This is a genomic window from Actinoplanes campanulatus (assembly GCF_014647795.1).
Lineage (GTDB): Bacteria > Actinomycetota > Actinomycetes > Mycobacteriales > Micromonosporaceae > Actinoplanes > Actinoplanes campanulatus.
On the sequence record NZ_BMPW01000007.1, the window covers coordinates 92,853 to 105,354 of the forward strand.

Sequence of the window (12,502 nt, forward strand, 5' to 3'; positions counted from 1 at the left end):
TGGCGGTGTCGCCGATCGAAGGGGTGAGCGTGCCGACCCAACTCGCGCCTGCCGAGGTCAGAACCACCGAGACACCACCCCCGAGCGCGGGTCCGCTGGCCCGGGTGCGCGGGCGGATGAACACCCCGAGGCTCTACTGGCTGGTCGCGGCCGGTCTGGTGGCGCTGGGCCTGCTGGCCGGCACGGCGACGGTCGCCGCCGTCCGGGAGCGGTCCGCCCTGATCGAGGACGTGGCCTCGGCGAGCGGCCCGGTGAGCGTGGACGCGCAGACCCTCTACCGGGCGCTCGCGGACGCCGACGCGACGGCCGCCACCGCCTTCCTGGCCGGTGGCGCCGAGCCAGCCGGGCTGCGGCAGCGTTATCTGGACGACATCGCGAAGGCGACCGCGGCGCTGACCGTGGCGCTGCGGGACGCCGGTGACGCCGACGCGGACCGGCTGCGGGTGGTCGCCGATCAGCTGCCGGTCTACACCGGGCTGGTGGAGACGGCCCGGTCGTACCAGCGGTTGGGGGTGCCGCTCGGTGGGGCGTACCTGCGGGAGGCGTCGGCGCTGATGCAGCAGACGCTGCTGCCGGCGTCGGCCCAGGTGTTCGACAGCACGCAGCGGCGGGTGGCGGGTGAGCAGCGGGACGCGTCCGGTTTCCCGTGGCTGGTGGCGCTGCTCGCGCTGGTCACGGCCGGCGCATTGGGGGCCGCGCAGGTGCTGGTGGCCCGCCGCAGCCGGCGCGTCCTCAATCCGGGGCTGGTCGCGGCGAGCCTGGTGCTGGCGCTGGCGCTGCTCTGGTCGGCGGCCGCGCTGACGGTGTCGGCGAACCGGCTGGAGACCGGGCAGCGGGACGGCACCGACCTGGTGTCGACGCTCGCCAACGCCGGGCGGGCCAGCCTCCAGGCGCGGGCCAACGAGTCGCTGACGCTTGTCGCGCGGGGTGGTGGCGCCGAGTTCGAGAAGACGTTCGGCAAGCAGATCGCGGAGCTGACCGGTACGAACGGGTGGCTCGCGAGCGCGCTGGCGCAGGCCCCGGAGAGCGACCGGCAGCTCATCCAGCAGGCCCGGGACGAGGCGGCCCGCTGGCAGGAGCTGCACGGGCAGGTTCGTGAGCTGGACGACGGCGGTGACTGGGACAAGGCCGTCGAGCTGGCCACCGCCGTCGGCGCCGACGATCTCTCGTCGGTGTTCGGCCGGCTGGACGCCGCGATCAGCGACGCGCTCGACACCGCGAACGAGCGGGTGGACCGGCAGGCGGACGCGGCGGCCGGTGCGCTGCGCGGCCTGGCCGCCGGCCTGGTGCTGCTGACCCTAGGGCTGGTCGCCGGGGTCGTGCTGGGTTTCCGGCCACGGATCGGGGAGTACCGGTGAAGGCCACGGATCGGGAAATGCCGGTGAAGGCCACGGATCGGGGAGTGCCGGTGAGAACTTTGAAGGTCGTCGCCTCGCTGCTGCTGATCACTCTGGCTGCCGGGTGCGGCTCATCACATGACGGGGAGACGGTACGGCCGGTGGCCGCCGACGCGACCGCGGCGGTTCCGCGCCCGGTGAACGTGCAGGACCCGGCCGAGGTGCCGTCGGCCGCGGCGGCTCCGGACTGCAACCCCCGGGCCAGCCTGCGCCCGCAGGGGACGCTGCCGAAGGCGGGCGCCATGCCGGCCGGCAGCACGATGGCGACGATCGCCGCGAACGGCCGCCTCGTGGTCGGCATCGACCAGAACGCGTACCTGTTCGGCTTCCGCGACCCGGAGAGCGGTGAGCTGGTCGGTTTCGAGATCGACATGGCCCGGGAGATGGCCCGGGCGATCTTCGGCGATCCGAACCGGGTGCAGTTCCGGGCCATCACCACCGCCGACCGCATCCCGGTGCTGGAGGACAAGCAGGTCGACATGGTGATCCGAACCATGACGATGACCTGCGAGCGCTGGCAGAAGGTGTTGTTCTCGACCGAGTACATCGCCTCCCGGCAGCGGCTGTTGGTGCGCAAGGGCGACGGCATCGAAGACTTCGCCGACCTGGCGAACAAGAGGGTGTGCGCCACCCGGGGCAGCACCAGCATCCGGACCATCGCGGCGCAGCCGTCCAAGCCGATCGCGGTGAGCACCGACAGCACCCTGGACTGCCTGGTGCTGCTCCAGCAGCACCAGGTGGACGCCGTCTCGACCATCGACATCCTGCTGGCCGGCCTGGCCGCGCAGGATCCCACCACCGAGGTGATCGGGGCGCCGGTGTCCGACGAGCCGGCCGGCATCGGCATCCCGAAGGGAAACGAGGACATGGTCCGGTTCGTCAACGGGGTGCTGGAGAAGATGCGGGCCGACGGTACGTGGACCCGCGTCTATGGCAAGTGGCTGGCCGAGCGGCTCGGTCCGGCCGATCCGCCGGCGGCGGTCTACCGCTGACGGGTCGTTCGGCCGAAGGCGCGGGTGGCCCGGCTGGACTACCCTGGCGCAGCCGGTCGATGACCGGGCTGAACTGGGAGGATGACCGGTGCTGACGGCGACCGTGGTGTTTCTGGTGATCGGCGGCGTCGCCGTGGCGGTCCTGGCGCTGGCGCTGCTCGGCGGCGAGTTGCTTCACTTCGGTCATCCGGAGGCGGCCGGGCCGGTGTCGCTCGAGGTGGTGGCCGGTTTCGTGGGCGCGTTCGGGTTCGCCGGGGCCGCCGCCTCCGAGCTGCTCGGCGCCCGTACCCCCGCGGTGGTCGCCGTGTCGATGCTGATCGGCGCGCTCGCGGCCGTGCCCGCCGCCTGGCTCGCGTGGCGCCTGTCGCGGGCCGCGCGGAACATGCGCACCGACGCCACCCCACAGCGGGCCCACCTGGTCGGTTCGCTCGGGGTGGTGGTCACCCCGGTGCCGGCCGGGACGGGCTACGGCGAGGTCCGGGTCCGGCTCGGCGGTCAGCCGGTCAAGCTCTACGCCCGCGCCGAGCGGGCGATTCCGGCGGGCGCCCAGATCTTCGTGATCGAGGCGCCGAGCGAGACGAGTGTCGTGGTCGAGGAAACCCCTCACAGTGGGAAGGCATAGATGTCTGGATTGTTCTACGCGATCGGCGGCGCCGTGCTGCTGGTCGTACTGCTCGTGGTGTTCGTGCTCTCCCGGATCAAGGTGGCCGGGCCGAACGAGGCGTTCATCATCACCGGCCGCAAGGGCAAGACGACCCAGGGCCTGGACGGCACCAGCAGCACCGACATGTCCGGCCAGAAGGTCGTGATGGGCGCGTCGGTGTTCGTGCTGCCGATCGTGCAGAAGTTGCAGTCGCTGGACCTGTCCAGCCGCCGCATCGACGTGAGCATCAAGGGCGCGGTGTCCAAGCAGGGCATCCGGGCCGAGCTGCACGGTGTGGCGATCGTCAAGGTCGGCGGCACCGAGGGCGCGATCCGCGCGGCCGCGCAGCGGTTCCTGCACCAGCAGTCCGAGATCGAGGACTTCACCCGTGAGGTGCTGGCCGGTGCGCTGCGGTCGATCGTGGGCCGGCTCACCGTCGAGGAGATCATCCGGGACCGGGCGGCGTTCGCCAGCGCGGTCGCCGAGGAGGCCGAGCACTCGATGACCAACCAGGGTCTGGTGCTCGACACGTTCCAGTTGCAGGACATCCTGGCCGAAGGGTCGTACCTGCAGGATCTGGGTCGTCCGGAGGCGGCGCGCGTGCTCAAGGACGCGGCCATCGCCGAGGCCCGGGCCCGGCAGGCGGCCGAGCAGGAGCGGCTGCTCGCCGAGGAGGCGATCGCCGAGGCGAACCGGAACCTGTCGCTGAAGCAGGCCGCCATCCAGGCCGAGATCGACGCCGCGAAGGCGCAGTCGGCGGCGGCCGGTCCGCTGGCGCAGGCCGAGCGGGACCAGAAGATCCTGGCCGAGCAGCAGAAGGTGGCCGAGCAGAACGCCGAGCTCAAGCAGCGTCAGCTGGACACCGAGGTGCGCAAGCCGGCGGACGCCGAGCGGTACCGGGTGGAGCAGGAGGCCGAGGCGTCCCGCAGTGCCGCGGTGCTCCAGGCGGACGCGCAGCGGCAGGCCACCATCGCGGCCGCGCAGGCGCAGGCCGAGCAGGCCCGCCTGGTCGGTGAGGGTGAGCGGGCCCGTCGTGCGGCGCTGGCCGAGGCGAACGCGATCGAGGGCGCCAAGGAGGGTGAGGCGGAGCAGCGGCGGCGTTCCGCGATCGCCGAGGCGATCGAGCGGGAGGGTGCGGCCGAGGCCGCGGCCATCCTGGCCAAGGGTCAGGCGGAGGCCGAGGCGATGGCCCGCAAGGCCGAGGCGTACGCCCAGTACGGCGACGCCGCGGTGATGGACCTGCTGGTCAAGGTGCTGCCGCAGGTGGTCGAGGCGGCCAGCGCCCCGATCAGTGGCATCGACAAGCTGACCGTCATCTCCACCGACGGCGCGTCGTCGCTGACCAAGTCGGTGGCCAGCAACGTGGCACAGGGCCTGCAGCTGGGCACCGACCTGACCGGCATCGACCTGGCCGGGTTGCTGTCGCGGCTGGGCACGCACACGAACGGCGACCGGGCCGTCGAGGCGAAGCCTCAGGACTGAACCGTCACCGGGCCGCTCACTCCGTCTTCAAGCACGAGGAGGACGTGGTGGCGGCCCGGTCGGTCTGCTTGAAGTCGCCGCCCTGGAACTCGTAGCGGTAGGTGAGCTTGAGCTTCGGGCAGGCGTTGCTGTCGGTGCCGCCGGTCCCGTAGGCCTGGATGGTCACTGCGCCGCCCTTGGCCGACAGGCCGATCACCCACGGCTGGTCGGTGGGGCCGACGTCGGTGAGGATCGGCTTGCCGATCCGGGCCGGCTCCTCCACCGGCGACTTGCCGTCGAAGGCCTCGACCGTCGACGGGAAGTAGGAGGTGGAGGCGTCGCAGGTGCGGGCGACCAGCGCGTCGGCGGTGCCGTCACCGTTCACGTCACCGATCGCCACCTGCTGGACGATCGGCTCCTGCTCGGCGTTGGCGCACGCGGCGACGTAGTTGTCCCAGTCACCGCCGTCGCCGACCGCGGCGAGGGTGCCGGTCGGGTCCTCGGCCTCCGGAAGGTTCTCCGGCGCGACCGGGCTGGCCGTGGCGTTCGGCGCGGGACCGATCGGCGCGTCCGTGGCGCCCTTCTCGTCCGGCGTGCAGCCGGCGAGCAGGGCCAGCGCCACCAGTGAAACGGCCGCGGCTCTCTTGGACAACTCGGTCTCCCCCGTGCGTGACGTGATCTGTCGCGCCACAGCCTAGGGGGTCGCCTCCAGCAGAAGGGCGCTGGTCGGAACGCCGGTGCCGGCGGTCACGAGGACCGGTCCGCCGCCGGGGACCTGGTTGACGGCGGTGCCGCGGACCTGCCGGACCGCCTCGGCGATGCCGTTCATGCCGTGGATGTACGCCTCCCCCAACTGCCCACCGTGCGGGTTCACCGGCAGCCGCCCGTCCAGCTCGATGCCGTCGTCGGCGATCAGGTGCCGGGCCTCGCCGGGCGCGCAGAAACCCAGTTCCTCCAACTGCATCAGGACGTACGGGGTGAAGTGGTCGTAGAGCATAGCGGTCCGCACGTCGGCGGGCCGGTATCCGGACTGCGCCCAGATCTGCCGCCCGGTCACCGCGATCTCCGGCAGCCCCGCCACCGTCGGCCGGTAGTAGCTGGTCATCACGAACTGCCCGGGTCCGCTGCCCTGGGCGGCGGCCGCGATCACCGCCGGTGGCCGGGGCAGGTCACGGGCCCGGTCCACGGTCGTCACCACCACGGCCACCGCCCCGTCGCTCTCCTGGCAGCAGTCGAGCAGTCGCAGCGGTTCGGCGATCCACCGGGAGGCCCGATGGTCGTCCAGGGTGATCGGGCGGCCGTGGAACCACGCGTGCGGGTTGGTGGCGGCGTGCCGGCGGGCCGCGACCGTGACCCGCCCGAAGTCGTCGGTGCTCGCGCCGTGGTCGTGCAGGTAGCGGCGGGCCACCATGGCGACCTGCGCGGCCGGGGTGGCGAGTCCGGTCGGCACGTGCCAGCCGGCGTCGGTGTCCGGGGACGCGTAGGCCTGGCCGAACCGGCGGCCGGACCGCTCGTTGAGCGCGCGGTAGCAGACGACGACGTCGGCGAGCCCGGCGGTGACCGCGAGGACGGCCTGCTGCACGATCGCACAGGCGGCGCCTCCGCCGTACCCGATCCGGGTCAGGAAGGTCAGCTCGCCGATGCCGAGTTCCCGGGCGACGGCGATCTCGCTGTTGTTGTCCATGGTGAAGGTGACCAGGCCGGAGACGTCGGCGGGCCGGAGGCCGGCGTCGTCGAGGGCGGCCCGGATCGCCTCGACGGCGAGGCGCAGCTCGCTGCGGCCGGAGTCCTTGCTGAACTCGGTGGCCCCGATGCCGGCGATCGCGGCGGTTCGGCTGATCATGACGCCACCTCGACGGTTCCGCTGACGTGCACCCCGGCGGCGGTACGCCCGACGACCTCGATGCCGTGCGGGAGGACCTGCCCGGTGAAGGTGAGCGTGTCGTACGCGTGGCACGGTGTCCCGAGGCGGATCCGGATGCCCCGCACGTCCGTGGCCGGGCCGAGCGCGTCGGTGACGAACCGCTGCACCAGGCCGGTCGTGGTGAGGATGTTGAGGAAGATGTCCTTACCGCCGAGCCGGACCGCGGCGTCCCGGTCGTGGTGCACGTTCTGGAAGTCGCGGGTGGCCAGTGCCGTGCTGACGATCAGGGTGGGGGTGACCGCAAGCTCCCACGGGCCGAGGACTTCGACGTCGGGCCGCCACACCGGCAGGCCGTCGTCGAAGAGGACCCGGACCGGGTCGCCGATCTCGGGGCGGGGGCCGCGGTACTCGGCGACCACCCGGACGCCCTCGGTGAGGTCGACGAGGGCGACTGTGTAGGGGGCCCGCCGGCCGGGGACGGGTGGGTGGTGGTGCACCACGTAGCTGTGGATCCGCCCGGTTCCCTCGACGGTCGTGTACTCCGGTTTCAGCGAGCCGCAGTGCGGGCAGGCCGGGCCGGGCGGGTGGCGCATCGTTCCACACTCGCCGCACTGCTGGATGCGCAGTTCGCCCGCCGCTGCGCCCTCCCAGAAGGCGGCGTTGTCAGCGGTGATCATCGGCCGTAGAGCAGTTGATCTGTCCGGTCTAGGCCCTGGCTTGTACCGAAAGATCCGGAAGCGCATCTCGCCGACCGGCTCATCCCCCACCAGCCAGGTACTGAGCGTGGTGACGAACCACCCTTCGCCGAGCGAGGTCCTCTTGGGCCCGACGACAGCCTCCAGCTGACTGCGGACCGAGACCGTCTCGCCAAGACGCAGCGGCCGATGGTAGACCTGCTCGGAATCGGTAGCGACGATCGCGCTGAATCCATCTTCGTCCAATAGATCAGACATGACCTGCAAGGGATCCTCGACCGGAGACGGCGCGAGACCCCGCATCGTCCACACCTGGATCATCGCGGGCGGCGCGATGCCCGCCTGCTCATAGGCCGGATTCCCGTCCCCCATCGCCTCCAGCCACGTGCGGATCATGGGCAGGTTCACCGGATCCCGCCCGGCCCGCGCCGGCGTCTCCCCCGCCGCGGTCAACCGCGCCACCACCTCTTCGATCATCACGACCTACCTGGGCACTCGGGGCAGGCCGAGGCCCGCGCTGGCGATGATCTCGCGCTGGATCTCGTTGACGCCGCCGCCGAAGGTCAGCACCAGGTCGCGCCGGGCGTGCAGGCCGAGCCAGTCGAGCAGGTCCGCGGTGCCCGGATCGGCCGGGTCACCGTGGCGGGCCACCAGTTCCTCCAGCTCCTGGCCGAGCCGCAGCAGGCGTTCGGAGGAGAAGACCTTGGTGGCGGAGGCGTCCGCCGGGGCCGGTTCGCCGCCGGCGATCTGCCAGTTGAGCAGTTCGTTGACACGCAGCGCCGCGTGGGTCCGGGCCAGCGCGCGGCGGACCTCCGCGATCTCCCAAACCCCATGGGCGTACGCCCAATCGCGCACCCGATCGTGCAGGGCGCCGATCCGCCCGGCCGGGCCGAGCATGACGCGCTCGTGGTTGAGCTGTGCGGTGAGCAGCCGCCAGCCGCCGTTCTCCGGCCCGACCCGGCGGCTGACCGGCACCCGGACACCGGTGAGGTAGGTGGCGTTGACGTGGTGCGACCCGTCGCTCGTGATGATCGGCGTCCACGCGTAGCCGGGGTCACGGGTGTCGACGATCAGGATCGACAGGCCGCGGTGGCGTTCGGCGGACGGGTCGGTGCGGCAGGCCAGCCACAGGTAGTCGGCGTCGTGTGCCCCGGTGGTGAAGGTCTTCTGGCCGTCCACCACGTACTCGTCGCCGTCGCGCACCGCCCGGGTCCGCAGCGCGGCCAGATCGGTGCCGGCCTCCGGTTCGGTGTAGCCGATCGCGAAGTGCAGCTCCCCCGCCAGGATCCGCGGCAGGAAGAACCGCTTCTGTTCCTCGGTGCCGTGCGCCAGCAGGGTGGGTGCGACCGTCTGGAGCGTGACGGCGGGCAGCGGCACGTCCGCGCGGGCCGCCTCGTTGACGAGGATCTGCTGCTCGACCGGGCCGGGGCCGCGCCCGCCGTACTCGACCGGGAAGCCCAGCCCGAGCCGGCCGTCGCGGCCGAGGCGGGCCACCACGTCGCGGTAGGCGGGTCCGAGCCGTTCCCGCGCCAGCTCGCCACGCTGCGCGGGCGTCAGGACCCCGGCGAGGTACGACCGAAGCTCGTCCCGGAACGCACGCTGCTCGTCAGTCAGGTCGATGAACAAGCCGCTCCCCCAGTGTGGTCAGCCGGTGTTCGGCGCCGCCCAGGAAGCGGACCAGGTCCCGGATCAGCGTGGTGTGCCGGTGCAGCGGGTAGTCGATCGCCAGCCCGAGCCCGCCGTGCAGGTGATGGCAGGTACGGGCGGCGGGCGGCGCCTCGGCGGTGAGCCACTGGGCGGCGACGTGCAGGTCGTCGTCGGCGTCCCGGCCGGTGCCGAGCCGCCAGGACGCGGCGAGGGTCGCCAGGTGCAGGGTGTGGCTCGCGATGTAGACGTCGGCGATCTGCTGGGCGACCGCCTGGAAGGTGGCGAGCGGCCGGCCGAACTGCCGCCTGGTCCGCACGTGCTCGGCGGTGAGCGCCAGCGCCCCGGCCAGTGCGCCGTCACCGAGTGCGCAGGCGCAGCTCACGGCGTACCGGTGAAGGTCTTGATGGGTCTTGTCGTCGCCCAGCGGATGCGCGGCAGCCCGGTCGAGGCGCAGAATGCCGCGGTCGAGGGTGGCGCCGGGCCCGGCCGGGTCGATCGTCACGACGGCCGGGCCGGCGACCGTGACGAGCAGCCGGTCGGCGGCGGTGACCCCGGTCTTGACCCCGGTGACCGTCCCGTCCGCGAAGGTCGTCCGTGGCGCGGCCGGCAGCGGGTCACCCGGTTCGGCGACGGCGATGCCGAAGGTCCGCCCGGGCTCGTGGGCGCCGGTGAGGATCGCGACGAGGTGCCCGAGGGCGGGCAGGTCGAGCGCGCGCCGCCCGATCTCGGTGAGCACGAGGGTGGTCTCCAGGACGCCGAGGCCGGCGCCGCCGAGGCGTTCCGGGACCGCGAGGGTGAGCAGTCCGGTCTGGCCGAGAGCGGCCCATGCCTTGTCCGGATCGCCGGCGCTCCCGTCGAGCACCTCACCGGCGAGCCGGCTGATCGCCTGGTGTGACCCGTCCGGCTGAAAATCCATGACACTGATTAGAACACGTTTCAGTTTGGGCGCACCACGGTCGGGTGACACAGGGACGCAACGCGCCGTTGCTAGGCTTGATTCAGAGGCGAAAGGGCGACCATGGCAGTCACGAGAACGAGTACCACCACGGCCACCGCGCGCGGCGCGCTCACCGGCGCCGACATCGCGGGTTCGGCCGCACAGCGCGACCGGCGCCGCCGGATCCTGGAGGCCACGCTGGCGCTGGCGTCCAAGGGCGGTTACGACGCGGTGCAGATGCGCACGGTCGCCGAGCGGGCCGGGGTCGCCCTGGGCACGCTCTACCGCTACTTCCCCTCGAAGATCCATCTGCTGGTGTCGGCGCTGGCCGGCGAGTTCGAGACGATCCAGGACAAGATCGGCAAGAAGCCTGTTCCGGGCGATACGCCGTATGACCGGACGCTCTACGTCCTCGGCCGGATGACCCGGACCATGCAGCGCGAGCCGTTGCTCGCCGAGGCGATGACCAGGGCCTTCATGTTCGCCGACCCGTCGGCGAGCGCCGAGGTCAACGCGGTGGCCGGCCTCATGGAGGACATGCTGACCCGGGCCATGCACGCCGGCGACGACGGTGAGCCGACCGCCGACGACCGGGCCAAGGCGCGGGTGATCGGTGACGTGTGGCTGTCCAACCTGGTGGCCTGGGTGACCCGCCGGGCGTCGGCGAACGATGTCGTCAACCACCTCGAGCTGGCCACCCGGCTGCTGGTCCGCTGAGCGTCACCCGGCCAGGGCGGTCAGCTTCTCCAGGGCCTGCTGCGCGGCGGGCCCGGCCTGTTTCTCCAGCATGGCGGCCATCGGCCCGTTGAGCGCCGGCCCGGCGAACTCCATCTCGTAGGTGACCCGGGAGCCGGCGCCCTCGGGTTCGATGACGAAGCGGTTCTTCGCCTTGACGCCCATCGGGCCGTCGCCGGCCATCTCCAGGCGGTTCGGGGCGTCCGCGGCGACGACCTTCCAGGCCATCTCGGCGGGCATGCCCATCAGCTTCACCTTCTGCTTGTACGTGGTCCCCTCGGCCACGGTCGCCGGCACCTCGCCGGTGAAGCCCTGGTGCATGGCGTTCCACTCGGGCGTGCGGGGCAGATCGGTGATGACCTGCCACACCTTGTCCGGCTCGGCGGTGGTGGTGGCCGAGACGCTCACCTTGGGCATGTCTTCCTCCTCATCACGGGGTGGGGCCGCCCGGCCTTCGTCACGGTGTGGTGACCAGGTCCAGGCCGGCCACGTGTCCGAAGGTCATCGCGGGTCCGAGGGTGGAGCCGGCGCCGGCGTAGCTGTGGCCCATCACGGCGGCACTGGCGTTTCCGGCGGCGTACAGGCCGGGGATCACCGAGCCGTCCGGGCGCACCACCCGGGCCCGGGCGTCGGTGAGCAGCCCGCCCTTGGTGCCGAGGTCGCCGGGCACGATCGTGAAGGCGTAGAACGGCGGCAGCCAGATCGGCGCGAGGCAGGGGCTGGGCGTGTTGGTGGGGTCGGCGAAGTAGGCGTCGTACGCGCTGTCGCCCCGGTGCCAGTCGGTGTCCCGGCCGGCGCGGGCCTGCGCGTTGAACCGGTCGACGGTGGCCCGCAGCGCACCGGCCGGCACGCCGATCTTCGCGGCCAGCCCGGCCAGGGTCCAGTCCTTGACCAGGGCGCCGCTCTCGTACCACTCGTCCGGGTAGGGCAGCAGCGGGGCGAGGTCCTTGAACAGGTAGCGGTTCCGGTAGTCCTGGTCGGTGATCATCCAGCAGGGGATGTGGCCCTTTTCGTACATCACGTGCACGACGTCGCTGTACGGCGCGGCCTCGTTGACGAACCGCTGCCCGGCCCGGTTGACGAAGATGGTGCCGGGCAGGGTCCGCTCGGAGAGGCAGAACCAGGGCTCGCCCGGCAGCGGGATCATCGGCCCCCACCAGGCGTCGTCCATCAGGGCGAGCGCGGCCCCGGCCCGCTCGCCGGCCTCGATGCCGTCGCCGGTGTTGGAGTCCGCCCCGATCGTCCAGTCGGTGCCGATCGGCGCGGCCTGGTACTGCTTGCGCATCCGCTCGTTGTGCTCGAACCCGCCGCTGGCCATCACCACGCCGCGCCGGGCCCGGATCAGCGTCTCGGCGCCGTCGCGCCGGGCCAGCACCCCGGCCACCCGGCCGTTCTCGACGTGCAGGTCGAGCAGCGGGGTGTTCAGCCAGACCGGCACACCGGCGGCGATCAGCCCGGCCCGCAGTCCACCGGCCAGCGCCTGGCCCATGGTGACCGGCTTCTGTCCCTGGGCCGCGAGCTGGAGATAGCGCCAGAGGATCTCGCTGGCCGTGGCGACGCCGCGCGGGTGGCGGGCGACCAGCGACAGCCACCGGTAGTCGATCGTGTAGACCACGGTTCCGGCGGGACTGGCCTGGTACGGCCCGTTGAGGTGGGCCAGCTCGTCACCGAGGACGTTGGCGTCGAGGGCCCGCGGCTCGATCGAGCGGCCGTTGGGCATGCCACCGGGCAGCTCGGGATAGTAGTCCGGATAGTCCTTCATCCAGGCGAACCGCAGCGGTGTCCAGCGTTGCAGGAAGGCGATGGTGCGCGGCCCGTTGGTGAGGAAGGCCTGACGGCGGGCGGCCGGCACCTCGGGTCCGGCCACGGCCGCCAGGTAGGTGTCGGCCTTGCTGAACGTGTCCGGCACCCCGGCGGCGAGCAGAACGTCGTTGTTCGGCACCCAGATCCCGGCGCCGGACCGGGCCGCCGATCCACCGTAGACGGGCGCCTTCTCGATGAGAACCGTGTTCAGTCCGTTGCGGGCCGTCGTGAGGGCGGCTGTCATCCCGGCCGCGCCGGCACCCACCACGACCACGTCGTATTCCACGGTGACCGCCATGGCCTCCCCATCCGCCGGGCCGTTTACGTG

12 protein-coding genes and 1 pseudogene are annotated in these 12,502 nt (G+C 72.3%); 5 read left to right on the forward strand and 8 right to left on the reverse strand.

The genetic code is table 11. The features are described from left to right. Window positions 1-29 precede the first annotated feature (29 nt). From IEZ13_RS15225 to IEZ13_RS15240, 4 genes are all read left to right on the forward strand, one after another. Window positions 30-1,358: a hypothetical protein gene (locus tag IEZ13_RS15225; protein WP_183221925.1), complete on the forward strand. Its 1,329-nt coding sequence runs from the start codon at window positions 30-32 to the stop codon at window positions 1,356-1,358. 50 nt (window positions 1,359-1,408) lie between these two features. Then, a complete protein-coding gene (locus IEZ13_RS15230) occupies window positions 1,409-2,389 on the forward strand; it encodes a glutamate ABC transporter substrate-binding protein (RefSeq protein WP_229794710.1) in 981 nt (326 codons plus the stop codon). Window positions 2,390-2,477: 88 nt separating this feature from the next. Then, window positions 2,478-3,011, forward strand: a complete 534-nt coding sequence (locus IEZ13_RS15235; protein WP_183221924.1) for an NfeD family protein — start codon at window positions 2,478-2,480, stop codon at window positions 3,009-3,011. Next, window positions 3,012-4,514, forward strand: coding sequence for a flotillin family protein (locus IEZ13_RS15240; protein WP_183221923.1), 1,503 nt, complete (start codon window positions 3,012-3,014; stop codon window positions 4,512-4,514). Window positions 4,515-4,530: 16 nt separating this feature from the next. On the opposite strand, the gene IEZ13_RS15245 is transcribed toward IEZ13_RS15240, so the two are convergent. From IEZ13_RS15245 to IEZ13_RS15265, 6 genes and pseudogenes are all read right to left on the reverse strand, one after another. Beyond that, window positions 4,531-5,145, reverse strand: coding sequence for a hypothetical protein (locus IEZ13_RS15245; RefSeq protein WP_183221922.1), 615 nt, complete (start codon window positions 5,143-5,145; stop codon window positions 4,531-4,533). A gap of 42 nt (window positions 5,146-5,187) precedes the next feature. Further along, window positions 5,188-6,336 carry a lipid-transfer protein gene (locus IEZ13_RS15250; RefSeq protein ID WP_183221921.1) on the reverse strand — a complete coding sequence of 383 codons (1,149 nt, stop codon included), beginning with the start codon at window positions 6,334-6,336 and terminating at the stop codon, window positions 5,188-5,190. Beyond that, window positions 6,333-6,701, reverse strand: coding sequence for a hotdog family protein (locus tag IEZ13_RS46480; protein ID WP_229794732.1), 369 nt, complete (start codon window positions 6,699-6,701; stop codon window positions 6,333-6,335). Before IEZ13_RS46480 ends, IEZ13_RS15250 begins: the two co-directional genes overlap by 4 nt. Next, window positions 6,693-7,529 (reverse strand): annotated as a pseudogene (locus IEZ13_RS46485) (bifunctional MaoC family dehydratase N-terminal/OB-fold nucleic acid binding domain-containing protein); the annotation flags it as partial. The gene IEZ13_RS46480 and the pseudogene IEZ13_RS46485, both read right to left, overlap by 9 nt. Before the next feature lie 6 nt (window positions 7,530-7,535). Further along, window positions 7,536-8,678, reverse strand: a complete 1,143-nt coding sequence (locus tag IEZ13_RS15260) for an acyl-CoA dehydrogenase family protein (RefSeq protein WP_183221919.1) — start codon at window positions 8,676-8,678, stop codon at window positions 7,536-7,538. Next, complete coding sequence (locus IEZ13_RS15265) at window positions 8,659-9,615, reverse strand: acyl-CoA dehydrogenase family protein (protein ID WP_183221918.1); 957 nt, start codon at window positions 9,613-9,615, stop codon at window positions 8,659-8,661. Before IEZ13_RS15265 ends, IEZ13_RS15260 begins: the two co-directional genes overlap by 20 nt. A gap of 102 nt (window positions 9,616-9,717) precedes the next feature. Here IEZ13_RS15265 and kstR point away from each other — a divergent pair, with 102 nt between their 5' ends. Further along, window positions 9,718-10,353: a cholesterol catabolism transcriptional regulator KstR gene (kstR, locus tag IEZ13_RS15270; RefSeq protein WP_183221917.1), complete on the forward strand. Its 636-nt coding sequence runs from the start codon at window positions 9,718-9,720 to the stop codon at window positions 10,351-10,353. Between the two features lie 3 nt (window positions 10,354-10,356). On the opposite strand, the gene IEZ13_RS15275 is transcribed toward kstR, so the two are convergent. Further along, complete coding sequence (locus IEZ13_RS15275; RefSeq protein ID WP_183221916.1) at window positions 10,357-10,788, reverse strand: type II toxin-antitoxin system Rv0910 family toxin; 432 nt, start codon at window positions 10,786-10,788, stop codon at window positions 10,357-10,359. Between the two features lie 40 nt (window positions 10,789-10,828). Continuing rightward, window positions 10,829-12,472, reverse strand: a complete 1,644-nt coding sequence (gene kstD / locus IEZ13_RS15280; RefSeq protein ID WP_183221915.1) for a 3-oxosteroid 1-dehydrogenase — start codon at window positions 12,470-12,472, stop codon at window positions 10,829-10,831. Window positions 12,473-12,502: the final 30 nt, after the last annotated feature.

Coding starts and splice junctions, on each gene's coding strand:
- IEZ13_RS15240 (WP_183221923.1), top strand. CDS start 3,012: ATGTCTGGATTGTTCTACGCGATCGGCGGCGCCGTGCTGCTGGTCGTA.
- IEZ13_RS15250 (WP_183221921.1), bottom strand. CDS start 6,336: ATGATCAGCCGAACCGCCGCGATCGCCGGCATCGGGGCCACCGAGTTC.
- IEZ13_RS15265 (WP_183221918.1), bottom strand. CDS start 9,615: ATGGATTTTCAGCCGGACGGGTCACACCAGGCGATCAGCCGGCTCGCC.
- kstR (WP_183221917.1), top strand. CDS start 9,718: ATGGCAGTCACGAGAACGAGTACCACCACGGCCACCGCGCGCGGCGCG.
- IEZ13_RS15275 (WP_183221916.1), bottom strand. CDS start 10,788: ATGCCCAAGGTGAGCGTCTCGGCCACCACCACCGCCGAGCCGGACAAG.
- kstD (WP_183221915.1), bottom strand. CDS start 12,472: ATGGCGGTCACCGTGGAATACGACGTGGTCGTGGTGGGTGCCGGCGCG.